Genomic DNA, 20,601 nt, shown 5'->3' with positions numbered 1-20,601 from the left:
AGCCTGCATCCAGCCGAACGCCCATCTGCGCCCGTTGATGGCGGAGGCGCTCGACGCGCTTTGAGGCGGCGGCCGGCGTCCCGTCTGGCGCGGCGACCTCTTAAGGCGTGTCGCGCCGGTTCGCGCTTTCGTCAGCGACAGGCGTGGCTCCCGCGGAATTGCTGCGCTTGTCCATTTCGACCTTGCCGGTCGGCTGATAGGGGACGAAATCCTCGCAGGGAGTTTCCTCGCTCTCAGAATGTTTGCCACGCAGCTTGGCCAGAAAATCAAGAAATACAGTGAATGCCAAATCAAGCATTTGAGGGGCGCCCTGAGCTATAAACGGGATTTTTGAAACGCAGGCGCGAGGCCATGCTCCTCTATTCAGAAGCCATGCTCCTCTTTTCAAATGACGAGTTTATGTCCGTGGCGGCGAGCGGCGGCTTTCCTCGAACTGTTCGGCCAGGTCTTCGTCAGCAAGGCCGGAAGCTACGCCCGCGACACGGAGCCATACTTCGCAACCTTCGAAATCCTTGGCATATTTCAACATCTCGGCATGCCTGCGGGCAATGACGGGCGCTTGATCACGATGGCGTTTCCTCAGCGCCTTCGCATGTATCTCGATCGCTTCCTCGAGCGAGATTTGCATGTTCGCCTCTGCAGCTTGGCCGCGCCTATTCCAGTCAGGATATTCCCGCGGTTCCTGAATCGCAAGCCGGCGGGCGCGGCGCATCCTTCAGACCGTGGACATAAGGGCTGCGCCGCCCTCATCCGGGCGCACGCCGGAGAGTCATGAATTATTGCGAGCGCGCCTTTGCTCCGTATTGAGTGTTTTTCTTGGAATTTGCCTGTGAGCGCGCAACTGGCCGCAGAAGCCGTCGCCCCCGTTGGCGCAGAGCCATGCTCGCGAGCGCATCAAAGTTAGGCAAGACTGACCATCGCCCGCATGGCACGCCCTGCGCAGATAATTCAAGCGCAGATAATCCGGACCCGCACTTTCAAAGCGGGCGCCGGCAGGGCCTGGGAAGACTATGAGAAGCGCGGCTGTCAGGATCAGGGGTTTACAAAACATGACTTGGTCCGGCTTCTCAGGCTGCTCTTCCGTCCCGATCCGTTGCGCACCGGGATTCCAGCTGAACGCCCTGCGGAATAAGTCGTTCCAATTCGGAGGTCGGCTCGCCGCGCGCTCTCGCGGCCGGCTCAGCCTGAAAGCTTGACCGGCATCGGACGATTGGCGGCATCGTCTGGACTTTCGCGATGGCTTGGCGGGCCATGCGAAACTTTCAGCGTGTGCGGGGCCGGCGCTCGACTATGGAAGGATCGTATTGCTTCGACCGGCGAGCCGGTATGCGATCAAACCGATCCATTCATGGAGTCCGATCGACGTCATCATCAGACCATGGCTCGCATCTGTTTGAAACTGCCAGAAATCCCGCCTGTCGCCGAGCGTAAGATAACCGGCTGGATAAGGGATGATCGGAAAACCGACCTTTTGAAAAATCGCCACGGAGCGGGGCAAATGAAACGCAGACGTCACGAGAAGCCAGCGGGAATCGGGCCGGGGCCGAACGCGTTTATATGTGAAGGCAGCGTTTTCGAACGTGTCGCGGGATTGGTTTTCAAAGATCATCCGGTCGGAAGCGACCCCTAATCCCTCAAACAGCGCGCGCGCCGCATCTGCTTCCGTTCCGAACCGTCCGTCCAACCGGCTCGACCCGCCCGAGTAGACCAGCTTCGCGTCGGGGAAACGACGCGCCAGCGCCACGGCGATCATGAGGCGCGTTCCTGATTCGTTGAGCGTGACGGCTTCCCGGGCTGCGGTCACGTCATCGTCCATGGCGCCGCCCAGAACAATTATCCCTTCGGGGGAAGGCATGTCGTCCGGCGGGCGAGGAAAGCGGTCTTCGAGAGGACGAAGGAGCGCCGCGCCGACTGGCCCAAACCCGGCAGCCAAATATGCAATCGCAAGAATGAGGGCCAGCCGTCGCGTCAGCCGGGCAAACCGCGAGAAAAGTCCGGCGGCGCCGATGGCCAAGCCGAGCCCGATCAAGTTTGGAGGCGAGGCAAGGACCCAAAAAGTTTTCGCTATCCAATAGAACACGCCGCTGACTCGCTCGCCCTCAGATCAGACCGCGACGCAAACTAGGCCGATAAGCTGTCAAAAATTTTTCAGGACTGTTTCCTAATCGGCGGAGAGGACGCTCTCTGACAAAGCAGCTGGAAAAGCGCCTCGTCGGCCTCGGATGGCTATTTCCTGTATTTGCGAGCCATCATTTCGATCGCCGTGACGGATTCCGAAACGTTGAGCCAGTTTTCCGCCGCTTCGTCGCTCTTAAATTGCTTCCCCAAGTCAATAGGTCCGTCGTGTTCCGCGATATGAAGAAAACAGGCCCATTTTCCGTTCGGAAGTTGCTCCACCGTGACCTTCTCCTCCGACATGTCGTCCTCCCTGTCGCTTTTGGCGGTTTTGTCGGGAGCGCATAGCTGTCCGCGCTCCCCTGCTCGCGCGTCAGCAATATGCATGCCGTGGGATCTGAAGGTGATCAGTCCGCCGCATGCGTTTGGCGGCGACGCCGGCGGCCGCGTTTCCTCAGAAGGCCAACGGAAGGGCAGGCTGCGCGAGCCGCCATAATGACGGTCCGATTTTCGGATATCGAGGCCAATTGGGCGCTTTAAGCGGCGGGGCTAAGGCGTCGGTTCGTTGGAGTGGCGCTCGATGGCCTCCGCTCGGAAAACAATCACAGCGGCAATCGGGGCGCTCGCCCATCAGGCGAGGTCCCAAGCCGCTTTTGCCTGCTCGGAAATCTGCAAGGGGCTCGTGATTGTCGGCCTCGGCGACATGATCGTCGCCGACGAAATAGGAGAACTCGTCATCGTCCTGGCGCTGATAGGGCGCAACTCCCGGCTTCGCCTTTCGACCGTGTGGTCAAAGCATCTCTCGCCGCCGCCAAAGGAAGCCCGGCCCCGCCTACGCGTCGGCCGGCCTGAACCATCCGCACATTGAAGCGCTAGGGGCCGCGCCATGCAGCGCCGTGAATTGGCGCCACTATCCCCGGATGGGTGGTGCCCAGGAGAGGATTGGCCGCCCGCGTCATAAACGCAAGCAAAATCGGTTAGCTGCGGATGCCTCTTTTAGAGTGTGTACCACCGGCGTGTGTCAAATTCAAGCTGCGTGAACAACCCTCATAAGAATGCGCGAATGACGCCGCTTGGATCGAGCGGAAATGGTTCGGCGGATAAAAGAAGGCCAGTCGTTGGCGGTCGTCGCCGCGGGCTTTGCGATCAGTGAAAGGACCGCCCGCAAATGGCTGGCGCGGTTCGAGAAGGAAGGGCCGGCCGGGCTCGAGAACCGCTCCTCGCGGCCAAGCGAGGTCGCCAACCGCACCGGCGAGCCCTGGCTGGTCTCGATCGAGCGGCTGCGGCGCGAGTATCGCCTGACGGGCGAGGAGATCGCCGAAAAGCTGTCCCTGGCCCGTTCGACCGTCGCCGGCTGGCTGACGCGCTTGGGGCTCGGGCGGCTTGCCGCGCTGGAGCCCAAGGCGCCGGTGCGACGCTACCAGCGCGATCGGCCCGGCGAGTTGCTGCATCTCGACATCAAGAAGGTCGCCCGCTTCGAAGGGGTCGGCCATCGCATCACGTGAGAGAGAATCGCGATCGACGACGCCACGCGCCTCGCCTATGTCGAAGTCCTGCCCGACGAGAGAAAACAATCGACGACGGGCTTTCTCGTCCGCGCGCTGCGCTGGTTCAGAGCGCGCGGCGTCGAGGTCCAGCGCGTCATGCGGCCATTCACGCCGAAAATCAACGGCTAGCACGCTCGTTCCAGAACTCTACCTTTGACCAAAGCAACAAGGGAGGCGGCCATGACCGGAGTAGGACTTGTTCTCTTGTATGTCGCATTGGCAGGCGCGGCGGCCTATTTCATCTTGCATAAGCTTTCCTAGCTTCCGCCGAGACGATGGACGCCTCGCAGGCCTTGTTTGCGCCAGTGTATCGAGACGCTCGCATCTATGTCGCGCTCAGCGCCTCGGAAAGGGTTGCGCCCCTTCTGCCGCAGCTCACATCCGACTTCCATCACGTTGAGCATCGTCAGGTACAGCCGGTTCAGAGCGAACCAGGAGCTACGGTCGGGCAGGCGCATGCGGCGGCGCTCGAAAATAACGCGCCGCCGAGCGTGCTCGTGGATAGCTCGTTTAAGATTCTGCATCTCTCGCCCAACGCCGGTCGTTTCTTTCGGCCAATGGAGGGGCCTTTCAGCGCCGACTTGTCGACAAAAGTGCGCGCGGAGCTGAGAGTCGACCTGAAGCTTGCCCTGCAACGGGCAATGGAGACGGGCGAGTCGTCGCTGAGCGTGCCCATGCCTGTCGCGTTCAACGCCGTTCCGCATCTGGTCGCTTTGCACGTCATGCCGGCGCACGCCGGCGATGAGACCGTGGCTGGGCAGGCCTTGGTGTTTTTCCTGACCTCGGCAAAGCCCCTCGGGCTGCAAAGGGGCCAGAGGAGGAGCATGTCAGCCAAGCGGAAGCCAAACGCTTGCGCCAGGAACTCAGCGCCGCCCAGGAGCGGCTGAGCGCCTGGCGCGGGGGATATGAGCAGGTGACGCAGGACTTGCGCGCCTCGAACGAAGAGCTCCAATCGATAGACAAACGGGAAGGTCACTCTGTAATGTACTCAATGGAAGGGCTAAGCGCGGGCAAGGTGCTTGCGGAAATCCATCCACATGGAATAATGCCCTTGTCAGTCAAGAAACAGATGAGCAGAAATTGTCGAGAAAAAACCTAACTTCTGCGATCAGCAGCAGGGGAGATGCTATCATGTTCAAGAAAAATCGACTCATTGGTAAATACATCGCGCTCCATTTTATGTTCATGCCTATAGTATGTTATGCTGGCAACAACGAAGAAATCGGCATGGAACTAGGGCGAACAGGGCTCCTTTTAGATAAAGCCTCTGAAGGGATATCGAAGCTGTCGAAGTCGAAAGTGACAAGTAAGTGGTCTGGGCAAGCGCAAGACAAGGCGATCGACATTTGTGCGTTTGTAGAGAAGAAATTAAAGCGCTCGCATCTTATTCGCAAAGATGCCCAATTTTGTTCCGTGGAGTAGCCGATTCGACGCCGTGGCCTAGCGGAGCGCTCCGCGCTCCGCTAGGGTAAGGGGCGACGTCCTGCCTGTGACGCGACTCAACCGCCGCGCGATTGACGTATGGCACTACTCAGTGCGCTCCACACTATCGGCAAGACCGGAGCACTCGCGATTTTTTAAGGCTTGCGCGGCGGCGAAAGTCAGGGCTTAGGCATTAACTGTGGGTCGGTGATCAGGTAGAGTGTGTCGTCGTCTAAAATACCCGTCGGTTTTAATCCGTTATCCTGCTGAAATTGCTTCAGTCCGCTTTCAGTCTGGGATTTTTCGTCGACGCTTGCGGCCGGCGACGGGCTGACGTACCCAAGCTCTTTCAACTTGGCATATAGTGCGGCGGATTCCATAGCGTTGATTGCGTCATCGCTGGCTCCAGGCGACGGCGTCCGGAACACGCGTTTGGCCTTTGCAAGCCACAATCTCGCCTCCGGTAATCCGTTGGTGCCTCCATTAATTTTTTTTCTAACACCTGCCACATCGTCCTTATCGGCGTATTTGTTTAAGCTCATCCCTGCCCAGAATTGGTAAGCGGTGGAAAACGCTAAGGCTGCCCTGCGCACTTCATCAGGATTGCGTTCGAGATAATCACCAAGTTTAAGTTCTTGCCCGCGTTTTCTAAAGTTGAAGCGGCCCGTGAGCTGGACCAATCCGCTTCCGCGATAGTTCCAGCCGTCCTTCGTTCGAGGTTTGTTGCCGAGGCGGCCGCCGTAGACATAAATGGCCAATGCTTCGGGGTTATGAGCATAAAGTCCTACATTGGCGGCGTTGAATCGTTTTGGCCATACTACCATGAGGCGTTGCGGCGAATAATCCAAATTCTCCTCGAGAAGCCGCATGCCGCCAGTTTCAGTCGCGAGTTGCGCGAAAAAGTGCTGCGCGCGTAAATCGGAATTAATACCCGCCAGGTAGGCCTTGTTCCACTGGCTGCTAATTTCTTCAGCCACGGCGCTTAGTGTCTTAGGCGAGAATTTCAAAATAACATCTTTGGTAACTCCTTTCCCAGTGAAGGAGGCTTCAGGCGACAGCGCGCCCTGATCACTCTGACCAAAGGCGGTCGTAGAGGTCAATAGGCACATTGCAAGGGATAATTTCTTGTAAAACAGCATGACTTTTCTCTCCGATCGAGGCCATTCCTACGCCGCAGTGCTTTAGTCGTCGCGGCCGCGAAGAAGGTCAGGGGCAATTCTTTATCGCCTGAGATAACTTCATCATCGGCGTACCCGAGCTTGATTTTTCCGTTGAATTCAAGACGCAGTCTAGCGCAGCGGTGGATGTAAGTTTAGGTCTTACCAGTCGGAACAATGCGAAGCCAGCGGCGCAAAATGGTGCGGCTTGCGATGTGCCATCCATGATACCGTAAGCATTCCTCACCGGCTTATTCGATTCGTCAAAAGCAACTGTGCTTAAAATTTCGACACCCGGGCAGGACATCATGCCACCGGTATTCGAAAACTTCGCGCGCTTACCATTTTTGTCGTGCGCTTCGACAATGATGGCGGAGTGGATCCCGTTATTCCAACTCGCAAGAGCCGCAAAATTCATAGGACTAGCGTATTGTGCAGGAACAGGCTTAGCAAGCCCATCACTATCGTTCCCCGCAGCAGAAAAAATGGTTATATCACGCAGCTTAGCAGCTTCGTAAAAAGGCGTAAAATAGCTTGCCTGCATCTCTACTAGACGGCGCCAGTCTTTAGAAAGTATAGAAGAGGGATCGTTTTCGAAATTACTAGCCCAATTATAAGCAAGACTGACATTAAATACTTTTGCGTCATTGGATGAATTTACAAATTGCTCCATTGAACCCATTATTTGAGAAAATAAGTTCATGTATTTGAAAGCATCCGACGCGTCGGGCGCAATGTCGACATATTTCGGGGCATGTGGCCTGACAAAGCAATTTGGGACGACGCCGCGCATCTCACTGGCTTCGGGCTTTGCACACGCGATACCGGCGACATGATTGCCGTGGTCATTGGGCTGTATGGACGAGTCGTACCCAACGTATGCCAGCGCGTTATGCCGGGAAAAACCAAGATCAATAACCCCAACGACGGCACCATCATTGCTGCCGTCAAGTTTCCATAGATCGTTTGCTTGAATATCGCCCGCGCCCCAAGCGGCAGCAACATGGGTCGGTACCGGCACTCCCTTGGGAACACTTACCTCCCTCGCTCTCGCCTCTGGCGACAAAGATTGAACGGTCATCGCCATATCAGGTGTCGCTGATAATATGAGCGGATCGATTTTATAAGCAGAGATGGCATCCAGTGATCCACGCACCAGCGTGTGGTTTGGACTGACATCGGTCGGCTTCGGTATAAAAAATCGTTTTAAATCGGCAGAAACTTGTACCGCCCCCGACGTGGGGAACGTTTGCAGCACCTTCATTGAATTACGCTTGAGATAGGCCGCAACTTGGCGTGGTGTCGCGGAGGACTTGAATCGAAGAATCATCGAATTGGGAGCAACGAAAGGAACTTTGGTCGCTTCTTCAACTGAGGCCGTTGGCGACATGTTAGTTGAAGGTACCTCGATCGACTTCATCTCACTTAAGTTAGGAGTATTCGGATTCGTTGGAAGAGCGCGTATTGCGTCAACCAAACTCTGATTCGGAGTAGCCAAAACTGACTTTGGAAGTGTAACATTTTGATTATTTGACTGCTCCGCCTGTTCATGAGTTACCGGCTGGGCATAAGCAGAAGTAAAAGAAAGATTCAACGCAAACAAAGCTATACACCGGCATCGAATTTTCATGGCGACCCCTCCAATAAATCATACCGATTCTTGCAACAGCTGTGCGAGCTCTGAGACGCTATCTTTGCCAGGCCTACGCGGATTGGCTCCTATTGGAGAGCAATTCGGCTCCCATATGGTAGTTTTAACGGTACGCAACTGAGAAGTGATGTAGCATCGCACCTGTTGGCTGAGGCTCGTTCAAAAATGTTATTCGCAGTCCGCGCAGCGGGCAAGTAGCGGTAGAACGTTGCGGGTGACACGCCGAGGCGCTCGGCAACCTTAGCGACAGTGATGTCGGGATTGGCGAGTAGCGTCCGAGGTCGTTATCAGGCAATTTCGGAGGACGACCGCCAGTGCGTCCCATTCGCTTCGCGGCTCTGAGCCCTGCGCGGGTGCGTTCTCTGATCAGGGGTCGCTCGAATTCCGCCTAGGCGCTGATTCGGTGTGAGCTTCCTCATCGACGCCCAGGCTTCGATCAGCGTTCTGCCCACCGAAAAATGGTCGTTGCTCAGAAGCCGCTTCATTCGCCGCCCCGCAACCTCTGCCAGCAGGGCAGCGAATGAGCCGAAATGTCCAGACCAACCCCGTCCAACGTCGGGGGCGAGCTCACAAACACCGGGGCTGTAATCGCGACCAGATGAAAGTTCAGGGGCAGGTCACGCGCTATTGACAAAACAAATGATCGAAAGCTAGGATTAGCAATGATTATATAGTAGTTTTCTATGTTTGCTGAGGGTGATCGAAATGCGCTTGAGACTTTCCGCAGGAATCTGCTTTTTTGCTTGGATTTCTCCATCTGCCGCGCAAGATAATACATGGAGGCTGACTTGGTTTGTGCCAAAAACCATGTTAGACACGAGCATTCAATACACGCTCAACAGTTGTGATGCAGAGGATCTAAAGGGCGGTAAGACCTTCAAAATAACGCCCATTCTAATTGCTACATATGTGCCAGATCTTCGAGTGCATTATCGCCAGATAGACCTCAATAGGCGCATCAGCAATTGGAATGATGCATCGGTCAGTGAATACTAACGGAAGCCATATATTAACGACGCTTGGTGCAAGTCCTGCAAATGAGACAGGGGCAATCGTTGGAAATGTGATTTCTGGTTTAGCAAATATCGTTGGATCGATAGCGGGCATTGTAAAAACCCCAGGTGCTTCTGCTGCTGCAGTTTCCTGCAAGGCGGATATAGTTACTGATGTTGAAAATCTAAGATCGTTGCCGGGGGCAATCGCATCCGACCAAGCTCTTCTTGCAAGTATGACGACTGACGATGCTAGGCAAAAACCATTAACTCAGAAAATACAGACCGAACAAGCGGCGCTACAGGGTTTGCAAGACAAACTTAGCGCCACCATTAAGACCACTATTGATCCGGGGATCAGTGCGCTGACGCTTGATGGTGAAAATGACGCCACAACTTCTTTTATTGCCCAAGGCGACGGGAAGATCGCAAATGATGGGTTAGTTGCAAGAATAGCTCCGGGGAGTGGTGGTGTTAAGCGCATTTGCAGCTGGTTTAATAATTGTGACCCAGCAATTGCCGATGTTCTTAGCATAAGTGTTTATCTCGATTTTAAGCACGGGCAGACGTTGGGACAGACTGCAGATCCCTCGCACTGGGCTGAGGATTGGCATCAAACGGTAATGGACTTCCCTAAAAATAAAATCTCCAATGACTATAGAGATCCAGCTCATATTCCAGTCGAAGTTTGGTACCCCAGTCGCCCAGACTTATCTAAGCCAGACGCCGCAAAGCAGTTGATCAAGGATGGAAAGCTAAAGCTTTTGGCTGCGCCTACTGTTGTAGCATTCGGGCAGTTCGGAATTGCACAGAATACGCCAAATGACGCCAAGCTTTTTGAAAAACTTAATTGGACTTTGACATTTAATGCGGATGGAAGCGTAGCTAACGCGAGTTTTACCAGTCAAGCTCGTGGATTGGCTGCGTCGCAACTTTTAAAAGGCGGCACGCAAGATTTGGCTAACGCTACTAATTCCATTGTTAATGCAACAAGCGACGCCGCAGATTCAGTGGCCTTTAAACAAAAAGCGGATAAAGTATATCAAGAAAGAAGGTATTTGCAATGCATGAACCCTCAAGGAACATGTCCCCTAAACTAGGTGTCATGATCCTCCGATGTCCGTGGCTGTAACGATAGTGTTTCGGATGGAGTTCTACACCGACCTTGAAGCCACCATCATGGGCTAGAGCTGCTGCTTTAATGCATGGCCTCCTGCGCCCATCCATTGCCTCGATAAATGGAGACAATATATGGCCTGCCCGCTGTTGAGTTACAATAATATAACTGCAGAAGCTTGGGAGGAAATCAAAAAAGCTGCCAGTAATTACGGATTGTCGGGGGAATTCTGGTGAGACGACACAATACGGGTGCACAATAGTTTGGGCGTTTGATAGAAAGAATGGAGAATTACATATTCAGTGTAAAGACCCCGGCTGGTTATTCGATTGTTCGACAGTAAACAACAAAATACAAAGTGAATTAGAGGTTTATCTAAAACAGCACAACATCGAAGTGTCGCACATGATCTGAGTCTTTGATGATTAGATGAAGGTCAGAGATCCGACCCGCTTCAGCGCCAGCAGCGCCGGTCTGGGATCACGGGGGGCGAAGCCTTGGAAAGAAGCCTTGTCATCGTCTGTCCGAGTTGCGGAGGCCTCAACAAGGCCTTGGAGTCGCGGCTGGTCACCGGACAACTGCCTGTTTGCGGGCGCTGCTACTTGCCGTTGTTCAACGGCCCCCGGGTCGAACTCGGCAGCGTCGAGGCCTTCGATCGAATGATCGGGAACGGAATTGCCGGCCCTCGTAGACTTGGCCGCGTGTGACCTGCCCCTAAGCTTTCATCCAGCGGCGAGTTGAGTCCTGGCGGTTGATACGCCCGAGGGCGCGAATGTAGCAACAGGCGATCGGCGGAGCTGGTCAGGGTTGCGCAGCCGGTCGCCTGTTGCGGTGAGATTGGCCGCGAAGGCCGCTGGCGTCGCGTAGCCGAGAGCGGAATGCGGGCGACGATGATTGTAGTCGTGGGTCCATGCGCCGATCTTCGCCCGCGCGTGGTCGAGCCCGAAGAACAACGTCTCGTTCAGGAGTTCGTCCCGCATGCGCCCGTTGAAGCTCTCGCAGAATCCGTTCTGCATCGGCTTCCCCGGCGCGATGTAACGCCACTCGATCCTGTTCTCGCTCGTCCACGACAGAACCGCGTTCGAGGTAAACTCCGTCCCGTTGTCGGAGATGATCATGCCGGGTATGCCGCGTCGCTTGATGAGCGCCGAAAGCTCCCGCGCCACGCGCTGGCCGGAGATGGAGGTGTCCGGGATCGCCGCCAGGCATTCGCGCGTCACGTCGTCGACGATATTGAGGATGCGGAAGCGCCGGCCACAGGCGAACTGGTCATGCACGAAGTCGAGCGACCAGCGCGCATTCGGCCGCGCCTCGACCGGAATGGGCGCCCGAGCTCCGACCGCGCGGCGGCGGGCTCGGCGCTTTCTCACCGTCAGCCCCTCCTCGCGATAGAGGCGGTAGATGCGGTTCTTGCCGGCCCGCTCACCCTCCTGCCGCAGCAGAACGAACAGCCGCCGATAGCCGAAGCGCCGGCGCTCATTGGCGAGGTCCCGCAGTCTGGCGCGCAACGCCGTGTCGGCCGGCCGCTTCGAAACATAGCGGACCGTCTTACGGTCGACGGCGACGATGTTACAGGCCCGACGCTCCGACAGGCTCATGACGGCCCGAAGGTGCGCGACGGCTTCGCGCTTGGCGGCGGGCCCTACCATTTTTTTGACAGAAGCTCCCGAAGCGCCGCCGACTCAAGCATCTGATCCGCCAAGAGCTTCTTCAAGCGCGCGTTCTCTTCCTCGAGCCCCTTCAGCCGCTTCGCCTCGGAGACGTCCATGCCCCCGAACTTGGCCTTCCAATTGTAGAGGGTCGTTTCCGAAACCGCGTATTTTCGCGCCAGATCAGCCGCTTTCGCGCCGGCCTCCTGTTCCCGCAAAATCCCGATAATCTGCTCTTCCGTGAACCGTTTCTTCTTCATCTCGTCCGTCCTGCAATAGCCCGGACTCTAATCGCTTCTGGGGGAATTTCTCAGGGGCAGGTCATTGGCGATAATGCCTGCTCGTATGTTTTTCTCTGATAGTGGAATAAGCCGGAGCCAGTCCGATATTCCCTGAAGCTTCGCTAGCGCTGATGTATATTTTGATAAATCGTGGATCTTTACCCGAGGTGAACTGGGATACGGATGGCGGTCGCGCAGATTGAAAAGCCCAAGACCTCGGTGCCGGGTCAATACCTTGGCTATGCGCTGCAGCCAGTGCGTCTCTGCTTTCATCTACTCGACGCGCCAAATGACGCCGATGTTTCAATGGAACATCTCGACGACATTGCGGTCCACTATGCCGATGGCACGCACATGCTGGAGCAAACCAAAAGTGCGTTGTCGGGAAACCCTGCCTCGGACCGCTCCGTCGAACTCTGGAAGGCGATGGCCAATTGGGCGGACCTTTGCGTCGCCGGAGCGGTCGGTATTCAGTCGACCCGTTTTCGCTATTATGTAACCCCATCGGCTGGAGGCGCCCTTGTCGGGCGGATGCACAGCGCGCAGAATAAGGCGGCGGTTGAAGACGTCCTAAAGGAGATCGCGAGCGCGAAGATTAAGGGTAAGCCCGAGTCGACTGCCTATCCTCATATTGCACGCTTCCTTGCGGCCGGCGACGAGATCTGCCGCGGGATTATCGCCTCGTTCGAGTTGGTCGTTGTGGTGGACCCCCTGGATGCTATCCGTGGCAAACTTCAGGCCTTGCTCCCGCCCAGCATGCTGGATGATTTCGTCAAGGCGGCAATCGGAATTGCCAAGGCGGCTGCGGACGAGTTAATCCGAGAAAAGTGCCCGCCAATCCTCTCGCCAGCCAATTTCCGCAACCGGTTCCGCGCCTTCGTCATGAAGCACAACCTCGCTGGCCTGCTGGAGCCCACGACCGGCGCACCTTCGACCGATCAGATCGCCCACATCATCGATGGCGCGCCGCTGTTTGTCCGGCAATTGGCGGCAATTGAGGCCTCCCAGCAAATGTTGGTCACGGCGGTGAGCGATTGGCTACGTACGACAGCGGATAAGATTAACTGGGCAGCCGCCGGCTCGATCGTGGAGCAAAGCATCGACGAGCTAGATACCAGCCTGGAGCGGCACCACACATTGGTCGCCGACGAGATAGCAGATACCCTCTCCGCTGAGAGTCCGTCGGTTCGCGGGCGCGCCATCTACCGTCGCTGTGCCGCCCTGCAGATGCCGCTCGAGGGGCGCACGTTACCGTTGTACTTCATCCCGGGGGAGTTCAACGATCTCGCTGATGACACGCGCTTGGGTTGGCATCCCGACCACAAAACCCTCTTTCCCAAGACGTAGATGCTCGGGTCAAAGCAAGACTTCTCCCCTGTCGGCCTCGTGCAGAACCCCGCATTTGGGGCGTTAGTGCTTTGGCAATTCGGCCGGGGCTTCCAAGCGGAGAAGATCGACGCCCTACCGCGGCTGAATAGTTTCTTCCTAGTCCTACCTATTATCCTGCACGCCGAAACAGTAGAGATGGTGAGGTCGACGAACCCGAGTTCAGGCCTCGCCAAGTTTGTTTCGAAAGTCGCCGAGAACCGCGAGCGTCTGTATGCAATCCACGACCGCGCCCTCGCGCTTCGTGGCCTGACTTTAGAGTCGATCGCCATCGGCGTCACCAGCCAGTTGCTCAACGTCAATTACGAAACAGCGGACGTGCGGGCAAACGAACTCAAGCCCCCCACCCCGGCACAGGGAATCAAAGTCCATCTGGCGGGAGCCGAGCGGCTAGGTCGATGGTTCTCGCGTCTGCCTCAGAGCCAGGTTTTCAAGCTGCTTCAGGTGGAGCCGTAATGCACTTCCAGATTTTGAAGCTCATCCTTTGGTCTAAGGCCGGATATCCCCCACGGGTTGTCAAGTTCACGCCCGGAATGGCCAACGTCATCAGCGGTGCTTCAAAGACTGGCAAGTCCGCAGTGATCCCGATCATCGACTACTGCTTGGCCTCAGGGAAATGCAGCATTCCAGTCGGAACCATTCGTGAGGCGTGCTCCTGGTTCGGGCTTATAATCGAGACGATGTCAGGTCAGATGCTGCTGGCCCGTCGCGAGCCCGGGGACCAGCGCCAGACCAGCGATATGTTCTGGCTGGAAGGCAATGAGATCGAAGTTCCGACCGAAGAGCCCGTCAAGAATGTCACTACGGACGATGTAAAGCGTCGCCTCGATCAGTTGGCGGGCTTATCCCAGCTCCGCTTGATCCCCGAGAGCGATTCGAGCTTTCACAACCGGGTCAGTTTTCGCGACCTTGTCGCCTTCAATTTTCAGCCTCAGTACATCGTCGCCAATCCGCTAGCGCTGTATTTTAACGCGGACTCGTCCGAACACCGCGAGAAATTGAAGGCGATTTTTCCCTATGTAATCGGGGCCTTAACGGCCGACATGTTGGCGGCACGCTGGGAGATCGAGCGCCTTCAACGCGTCTTGCGGCGAACTGAGTCGGCTCTCACGGCCATGCGGACCGCGGTCCACGCGTGGCAGTCACAGACCACCGCATGGCTGCGGCAGGCTATTGAGTTCGGCCTCTTGCCGATCGAGACGCCTATCCCTGAGGGCGACACAAATCGAGTCATTGACTTATTAAGGCAGGCGGTAGAGGTCGATACCCGGCAGGCATTTGCGACGGTAGATTCCATTGAGCCAACCCTACAGCGCCTCAAGGAATTACGCGGGTTGGAATCACAGGCCGCATCGACGCTGAGCGAGTGGCGCCTACGGCTCAACGAGATGCAAAAACTGGTCGAAAGCAGCGAGCGATACGGAGACGCGATTCGCATTCAGCGTGACCGACTAAACGTCGCCGGTTGGCTGCGGAACCGGGCGTCCGTAATGGAAGACCCGCTCACCGAGTTGGAGAAGGGGCAGCAGAAGATTGAGGCACTCGCGCAGGCGATGGCCGGCATCGAGATCCAGTTACGGACCCAGCCCAGCCTTTCGGACGCCTTCGACAAAGAGCGCCTACGCTTGCGCGTCGAGGTTGACGAAGCCACCAAGAGGCTCGCCGCAGCACGGCAAGAGATCGTCCTTTTGGAGCAAAAGTCGGAACAGGTTCGAGAAGCGACATTCCGCCAAGATCGCATAGAGCGCTTCCTCGGCCGCCTCGAACAAGCGATACTATCCCTCGATCAAGCCGACGACGGCGCCGACCAGTCGGCCGAGATCGAACGCCTCAATGGCCTCATCGAAGAGCAACGACTGATTTATTCCGAAGGCCAGGTCGCTCGGCGGACAGAAAACGCCCTCCGACAGATCGAGCAAAACGCGGCGACCATCATTCCCAAGCTCGATGCAGAGTGGCCACGCGCGCCAATCAAGATCCTGATCAACGATCTAACCATCAAGGTGGTCCACGTTGAACGCCAAGACTACTTGTGGGAAATTGGCAGCGGCGCAAACTGGCTTGCCTATCACATCGCTGTCACCCTGGCGTTGCAACGCTTTTTTATCGAATTGCCGAACCATTGTGTGCCAGGCTTCCTGGTCTATGACCAACCTAGCCAAGTTTATTTCCCCCGTGGCTTCGAGGCGGCGCAGGAACCGCAGCCCGGGCGAACGCGCGATCAGGACATCTCCGCCGTCCGATCGGTCTTCCAAGCAATTGGCGATGAAGTGGTGGCTGCCAAAGGCAATCTCCAGGTCATCATCCTCGACCACGCGGGTCCGGACGTATGGGGAGAAATCCCGGGCGTTGCTTTGACCGAAGAGTGGCGCGGCAATGATGCGCTCGTGCCGCCCTACTGGCTGCTCCCACGCGGCTAGTCTTACAAGATTGATTGCTGAGAGTGTTAGATGCGACCAAAAAGACAGCAAATTCCTGGCGTCATCGATTTAAGACGCAAGGGCGTCGGCATGGGCTCGAAGAAAACATCGTGAATGCAATAACGGGTCACCTGCAATAACGGGTCACCTCAAGAAAACCACGCCGATAGTTACGGAGAGTTACCTATCGATCACCGGGAGGCCTGCAGGATACCGAATGCCGATTGATTTTGGTGCGGGACAACTTCCTGGCACTAGCTGCAACTTGTGCGCTGATCGAGGCTTGTTGGGTCCGCAAAGCGCCAATAGCGGCAGTCGGATTCGCGCCACGAGCGGAGGAATTATTTGACCCAAGCAGCGCAACGCACAGTCAATCTACTGGATCCGGCGCAACTCGTTCGGATCGAAGCTGTGCATCGCGGATTCCTCTTTCAACATCTCTACGCCGTTCAGTGTCTGCTCTCGGCGGCGGCGTTGTCGGTGCGGAGTGTCGACGTCGAAAGCGACGAAGACGTCGAGGTGCAATTCGATCGGCGGCGCATCTACATCCAAGTGAAGCATCGGAAAGAGCCGCTAGCCTGGAATGATGTCGAGGAAGCCGTGGCACGCTTCGGAGGATTGCGCGCCGCTCATGAGCGCGGCGACCGCACCGGACAGGCTGCATTCCTCATCATCAGCAATGCTGCCCCGAACGGTCCCCTCGCCGCCAAGCTCGGCTCGGCCGACTGGCCCGCCGATGTTCGCGTCGATTGGCCGGCGGCTAGTTCCGTCGGACGCATCTTGCCGGCGCCACAAGCAACACTCCTCGAAGCGGCTGAAGCTGTCTGCGACCTGGCGAAGGGTTTGCCGTTTGCAACGCTCGCCCCGCAAACGCTCGTTTGGAAGCTCGCTGGCCTTGTGTCTCTGGCGGCCACCGGAGAAGACAAAAACCTCGACCACACATTCAAGGCTGGGGAGCTTCCCAGCCTTTTCGAGCAGCTCGTCGTGCAATTGCAGGACCTGCCGCTGCCTCCGTCTCCCTACCGGGTTCAGGAGAGCGAACCCGACCTGTCGACGGGTGAGAGGGTGAGGCTAATTGTCGGCTATTCGGGCGCCGGCAAGACGTCGTGGCTGGCCCAATCTGCGCAACACGCTGCGGGCACTCTGGTCTACCTCGACGTCGCCGACACACCCGGTGCTGCCCTCGCCAACGCTGTTGCCAGAGAAATCGCTGCTCGCGTGTTCAAAACGGGTCACCACCTCGGCGAAATATTCCTGCCTGGTGCCTCCGGTCGAGAGATCCTCCAACTCCTATCGCGACGCATGGGAGAGCAGGGTGAAGTCGTCACCGTCGCCCTCGACAATGTGCAGCAATTGGCCGCCGACGATTTGATGGGGGTGATCCAGTCTGGCAGAGACATACGCTTTGTGCTTTTGGGCCGTCCCGAAGGCGAAGTTTCCGCCCTTGAGGCGGTTGCGGGTGTCAAGCGCGAGGCCCTCCTAGGTTGGGGCTCCGATACCGTGGCGGCGGCCGCGCGCGACGAAGGTTGCCAGGGTGATGCTGCCGATTGCCAGCGATTGATCGACCTCACCGGCGGGCTTCCTCTCTTCGCCCTCAATGCGATCTCCTTGGCAAAATCAGACTATGATGGTTCGCTGAAGCGGCTATGTGCGGATTTGTCGCAATCCGCACACACGAGAGAGGTTGCCCAGGACCTCATCCTTGGACGCGTCTTTGACCGGTTGCCGAAGGCAGTAGCAGACGTCGCGGAACTGCTCAGCCTCTGCGATGCTCCCCTGACGCGCGAGGAAATTCGCTCGTTTGTTGAGGCAGCCGGAGGTCCCGATCGGGCTGTCTTCAATCACGCCCTGCGCCACCTCGTGGATCAGGGTCTGCTGCAGGTCTTTGCTAATGACAGGCTCAGGCTCCACGATGCCGCACGCGCCGTTAGTAAGGGACGACTGCTTTGCAATGGCGGCGACAGCTTGAAGGCAGGCCAGGAGGCGTTGAGGACAGTCGTAGAGAAAAGTCTCATAGAGGACTGGCATCCGGCGAAGTTGTCGCTGTTTCTCCGGCTAACCGGGGAGGTTGGCCACCTCGATGTCCTGGTCGAGATGGCGACCAATGAGCTCTTCCATGAGATGGGCGTCTGGCCCGAGGTTGAGCGGTTCCTCGAGCGCGGCGCCCAGGATGACGGTGTTCCCCCCGACCAGCGCGTCAAAGCGCTCGACGCCCTAGCCTTCGCCGATATCAAAGCTGGTTCTGACCGCGCCGCGTCCTGGCTCGACCAAATGGACTCTCTGATCGCAGCCCATGATCTCGGCGCCGAGGAACGGCTTCGCGTAAGTATGAAGCGAATGAGCCTCTTGGCCGGCAAAGGGGATCGGCGCGGTGCGATGCGCTTGGTAGCAGACCTTACCCCGATTATTGAGCATCTACCCGCCGGTCATCAGCGAGTGTTTTCGTACAATTTAGCTTGCGCCGAACTCGCGCTGGGCGATGCGGCCGCCGCGGCCAAGCGCATCAAGCCGCTGATCAGAAACTATTACGAGGTGATTGGCCTGGCGCCCGAAATGGTGTTCGGCAACAACGCGCCCGAGCTGTCGGGGATGATAAAGGAGGGGGCGGACGTCGACGACATCAAGCACCTTGCGGATGCCCTCGACGTGCTTGCCAAGGCGCGCGACGCTCTGGGCCAGCCCTCACCGTTCGCTCGCATCCACGCCCTGAAATTCTACGACCTGGCGCGCGCGCCGGACTCTCTCTTCCGGGTGGGTCAGGACCTCGTTGATCAGTTCATAAGTAGGCGCGACTTCGACGGTGCGCTCAATATGATGGAGACCATCGTCCTGCCTCAGCTTCAGCAATGGAAGCTGGCCGACTATCTGATCACGGTGCGTTCGCAGTACGCGGTCGTCCTCGCTTATTGCGAGCGATACTCTGAAGCGGAAGCGGAAATGGCGCGATTAGAACCCTATGAGGCTGGCCTTCCTCCTTTGGTGCAGAAGGAACTCAAAAGCCAGCGGGAGCTGATCGCGAACCTTCGGCGGTTTGGACCACCGCCAAAATGGGAAATTCGACCGGGCTTGCTAGAAGGCCTTGCCAGCCATTTCGGCAAGGACGGGCCGATTTCAAAGATGCCGGCGCAACCGGTGAAACAAAAGGTCGGTCGAAACGAGAAATGTCCATGCGGATCAGGCAAAAAGTTCAAGCATTGCCATGGCCGCTGATCGGAGGTCGAGCCAGTGCCAGTTACGAGAATTGAATGCATGATTGGCGGCGTCGTGATGGGGCGTGTGGAACGCGGTTCTGACGGCTTCTTCGCCTGTCACGACTTCGGCTCGAATGTTGACGCGACTCCACTAGCCAGCCTTGATGACGTGGCTGATTTCCTGCGGTCGCATCCCCGAAGCGGAGTGCGGATGAACCCGCAATGGAAGCGCATCACCAAGAATATCTACATCGACGGTACTCTGTTGCGCTGATCTCCGGAGGGCTGACCCCCCTCGGCTAGAATCAGAGTCAGAGGGGGATCAGGCTGGCGGGGCTAGTTCGGGGGCAGCGACGGCTGGGGCAGAGAATCAGGCCGTTCGCACATCTGCGAAGCGCGCAGGGACGTGGATCAAAGGCAGATTGTCGGCGCGTAGAAACGCTTCAAGCCTCAGGTTGCCAGAACGCTGGCATCCCGAATTCCGCGTTGGACAGTAGCGGCCGCGACCGCCGCGAGCGATGAGCTTCTGCTGTCGCCCGACTCGGTCCATCTCGAAGTCCGCTAATGGCAGATTTGATCTACCCTCGGCTGATCGCCACCAAACTTCCCCAATAGCTGCCGTTCCGAATTCCGCCTAGGGTCCAAAAGCCGTCAATCACCTTGCATAGCAACTAAGAAGGCTGCGGCCCGCGAGGCGTGCGACGCGGCGGCAAAGACCGCCTTCTTGTCCTCGCGGAGGATATCCAGCCAGTCGGCGAGATAGGCGGCGTGATCGGCACGAGGCTCCCCAGTAATCCCAATTTCAGCGCAGATGAAGGCCGAGCCGAGTTCGGCGATCAGTTCCTCCATTGCGTAGGCGGCACGGCCGAAGCGTTTGCCAAGTTCCCGGTCGCAGCGACTCTTATGGCCCGTCCAGTGGGTCAGCTCATGAAAGAGCGTCGCATAATAGGCCTCGGTCGGCGAGCTGGTCGCCGTGCCTGTGAACGCCTCACGCAGCGGCATGTAGATCATGTCCTTCGAGGGGCGATAGAAGGCGTGATCACCCTCGTGAATGATCGTCGCGCCGGTCGTGACGACGAAGCGTTCGGCGGCGTCACAGGCAACGACAGGGTCGGCCTGCGGGGGTGGTCCAGGGAGGGGGAAATTCTCGACCTGCTCGGCGGCGAAGACGGCCGAGGCGCGTGCGAAGAGCCTGAGTCTCGATTGACTGCCCTCCGCATCTTCGTCGGATGGACCGCCCCTGCCGGGGCTTCCGTCCTTATAGAAGATGACATAGGACGCCTTTTCGCCCTTCCGGACCTGCGCGCCGAGCGCCGCCCATTGGCGGTAGGTTCCCCAGAGCCCGGAGGCGTAGCCGCTTTCCTCGGCTGCAGCCCAGAGAGCGAGAATGTTGACGCCGCGATAGGCCGCTTTGGTCGCGACATTCACCGGCCGCATGGCGCTGGAGGCGGGACGATGCCAGGGGAGCTGAAATTCCCCGGCCCCCTTTTCCAGCATCGCGACGATCTGGTCGGTGACATGCTGATGAATGTCAAAGCGATCCTGTCGCATAGGGCGCTCCGGACGCAATGAGGGGGAGGCGCCGGCAGAGAATTGGGCCGGCGGGATTTGGAGAGGTGTGAGGGGCGGCCGACCTCGGATGCGCGGGACTGGAGCCCCGACGCCGGACAACG

General features: G+C 57.5%; 17 protein-coding genes and 3 pseudogenes (1 of these 20 cut by a window edge). 10 read left to right on the top strand and 10 right to left on the bottom strand.

The genetic code is table 11. The features are described 5' to 3' along the window. Positions 1–64, top strand: the 3' end of a protein-coding gene (locus ACNHKD_RS04480) for a leucine-rich repeat-containing protein kinase family protein (protein WP_442755913.1). 1,238 nt of this gene lie to the left of the window's left edge; 64 of the gene's 1,302 nt are visible here — the last part of the coding sequence; its start codon lies off the left edge, out of view; it ends in the stop codon at positions 62–64. A 36-nt stretch (positions 65–100) separates the two neighbouring features. Here ACNHKD_RS04480 and ACNHKD_RS04475 read toward each other — a convergent pair whose 3' ends face one another. The 4 genes from ACNHKD_RS04475 to ACNHKD_RS04460 all read right to left on the bottom strand — a co-directional run bounded on the left by ACNHKD_RS04475 (position 101) and on the right by ACNHKD_RS04460 (position 2,418). Then, a complete protein-coding gene (locus ACNHKD_RS04475) occupies positions 101–298 on the bottom strand; it encodes a hypothetical protein (RefSeq protein ID WP_442755912.1) in 198 nt (65 codons plus the stop codon). 99 nt (positions 299–397) lie between these two features. Next, a complete protein-coding gene (locus ACNHKD_RS04470; RefSeq protein ID WP_442755911.1) occupies positions 398–628 on the bottom strand; it encodes a hypothetical protein in 231 nt (76 codons plus the stop codon). Positions 629–1,288: 660 nt separating this feature from the next. After that, on the bottom strand, positions 1,289–2,080 hold the full coding sequence (locus tag ACNHKD_RS04465; RefSeq protein WP_442755910.1) for a YdcF family protein: 792 nt from the start codon (positions 2,078–2,080) through the stop codon (positions 1,289–1,291). Between the two features lie 146 nt (positions 2,081–2,226). Further along, positions 2,227–2,418, bottom strand: a complete 192-nt coding sequence (locus ACNHKD_RS04460) for a hypothetical protein (RefSeq protein ID WP_442755909.1) — start codon at positions 2,416–2,418, stop codon at positions 2,227–2,229. A gap of 815 nt (positions 2,419–3,233) precedes the next feature. On the opposite strand from ACNHKD_RS04460, the gene ACNHKD_RS04455 reads away from it, so the two are divergent. From ACNHKD_RS04455 to ACNHKD_RS04445, 3 genes are all read left to right on the top strand, one after another. Further along, positions 3,234–3,620 carry a helix-turn-helix domain-containing protein gene (locus ACNHKD_RS04455; RefSeq protein WP_442755908.1) on the top strand — a complete coding sequence of 129 codons (387 nt, stop codon included), beginning with the start codon at positions 3,234–3,236 and terminating at the stop codon, positions 3,618–3,620. A 317-nt stretch (positions 3,621–3,937) separates the two neighbouring features. Next, entirely contained in the window at positions 3,938–4,549 is a 612-nt protein-coding gene (locus ACNHKD_RS04450) for a hypothetical protein (RefSeq protein WP_442755907.1), read from the top strand. A 244-nt stretch (positions 4,550–4,793) separates the two neighbouring features. Next, the gene (locus tag ACNHKD_RS04445) at positions 4,794–5,084 is read left to right on the top strand and encodes a hypothetical protein (RefSeq protein ID WP_442755906.1); all 291 of its coding nucleotides are present in this window, start codon (positions 4,794–4,796) and stop codon (positions 5,082–5,084) included. 179 nt (positions 5,085–5,263) lie between these two features. On the opposite strand, the gene ACNHKD_RS04440 is transcribed toward ACNHKD_RS04445, so the two are convergent. The 4 genes and pseudogenes from ACNHKD_RS04440 to ACNHKD_RS04425 form a co-directional block, all read right to left on the bottom strand. Then, the gene (locus tag ACNHKD_RS04440; RefSeq protein WP_442755905.1) at positions 5,264–6,223 is read right to left on the bottom strand and encodes a peptidoglycan-binding protein; all 960 of its coding nucleotides are present in this window, start codon (positions 6,221–6,223) and stop codon (positions 5,264–5,266) included. A 67-nt stretch (positions 6,224–6,290) separates the two neighbouring features. After that, positions 6,291–7,871 carry a S8 family peptidase gene (locus tag ACNHKD_RS04435; protein ID WP_442755904.1) on the bottom strand — a complete coding sequence of 527 codons (1,581 nt, stop codon included), beginning with the start codon at positions 7,869–7,871 and terminating at the stop codon, positions 6,291–6,293. Between the two features lie 89 nt (positions 7,872–7,960). Next, positions 7,961–8,280, bottom strand: a pseudogene (locus tag ACNHKD_RS04430) (helix-turn-helix domain-containing protein); the annotation flags it as partial. Between the two features lie 7 nt (positions 8,281–8,287). Then, a pseudogene (locus tag ACNHKD_RS04425) lies at positions 8,288–8,404 on the bottom strand (IS5/IS1182 family transposase); the annotation flags it as partial. 458 nt (positions 8,405–8,862) lie between these two features. Between ACNHKD_RS04425 and ACNHKD_RS04420 the strand changes: the two are divergent. Beyond that, the gene (locus tag ACNHKD_RS04420) at positions 8,863–9,984 is read left to right on the top strand and encodes a hypothetical protein (protein WP_442755903.1); all 1,122 of its coding nucleotides are present in this window, start codon (positions 8,863–8,865) and stop codon (positions 9,982–9,984) included. 739 nt (positions 9,985–10,723) lie between these two features. Here ACNHKD_RS04420 and ACNHKD_RS04415 read toward each other — a convergent pair. Continuing rightward, a protein-coding gene (locus ACNHKD_RS04415) for an IS3 family transposase (protein WP_442753301.1) occupies positions 10,724–11,910 on the bottom strand; the annotation gives its coding sequence in 2 pieces (ribosomal slippage) (positions 10,724–11,658 and positions 11,658–11,910; 1,188 coding nt in all). Between the two features lie 204 nt (positions 11,911–12,114). On the opposite strand from ACNHKD_RS04415, the gene ACNHKD_RS04410 reads away from it, so the two are divergent. The 5 genes and pseudogenes from ACNHKD_RS04410 to ACNHKD_RS04390 all read left to right on the top strand — a co-directional run bounded on the left by ACNHKD_RS04410 (position 12,115) and on the right by ACNHKD_RS04390 (position 19,202). Further along, a complete protein-coding gene (locus ACNHKD_RS04410) occupies positions 12,115–13,278 on the top strand; it encodes an ABC-three component system protein (protein ID WP_442755902.1) in 1,164 nt (387 codons plus the stop codon). Then, positions 13,279–13,773: a three component ABC system middle component gene (locus tag ACNHKD_RS04405; RefSeq protein WP_442755901.1), complete on the top strand. Its 495-nt coding sequence runs from the start codon at positions 13,279–13,281 to the stop codon at positions 13,771–13,773. It abuts the gene before it with no gap. Next, positions 13,773–15,737 carry a DUF3732 domain-containing protein gene (locus ACNHKD_RS04400; RefSeq protein ID WP_442755900.1) on the top strand — a complete coding sequence of 655 codons (1,965 nt, stop codon included), beginning with the start codon at positions 13,773–13,775 and terminating at the stop codon, positions 15,735–15,737. The genes ACNHKD_RS04405 and ACNHKD_RS04400 overlap by 1 nt, the downstream gene beginning before the upstream one ends. Positions 15,738–18,875: 3,138 nt before the next feature. Further along, positions 18,876–18,947: pseudogene (locus ACNHKD_RS04395) on the top strand (SEC-C metal-binding domain-containing protein); the annotation flags it as partial. A gap of 39 nt (positions 18,948–18,986) precedes the next feature. Next, on the top strand, positions 18,987–19,202 hold the full coding sequence (locus tag ACNHKD_RS04390) for a hypothetical protein (RefSeq protein WP_442755899.1): 216 nt from the start codon (positions 18,987–18,989) through the stop codon (positions 19,200–19,202). A 377-nt stretch (positions 19,203–19,579) separates the two neighbouring features. On the opposite strand, the gene ACNHKD_RS04385 is transcribed toward ACNHKD_RS04390, so the two are convergent. Further along, on the bottom strand, positions 19,580–20,479 hold the full coding sequence (locus ACNHKD_RS04385; RefSeq protein ID WP_442755898.1) for an ArdC family protein: 900 nt from the start codon (positions 20,477–20,479) through the stop codon (positions 19,580–19,582). Positions 20,480–20,601: the final 122 nt, after the last annotated feature.

The sequence above is a fragment of the Methylocystis sp. JAN1 genome (genome assembly GCF_052186135.1).
Classification (GTDB): domain Bacteria; phylum Pseudomonadota; class Alphaproteobacteria; order Rhizobiales; family Beijerinckiaceae; genus Methylocystis.
The sequence above is the reverse complement of the archived record's forward strand: the minus strand, read 5'-3'. Positions and strand labels throughout refer to the sequence as shown.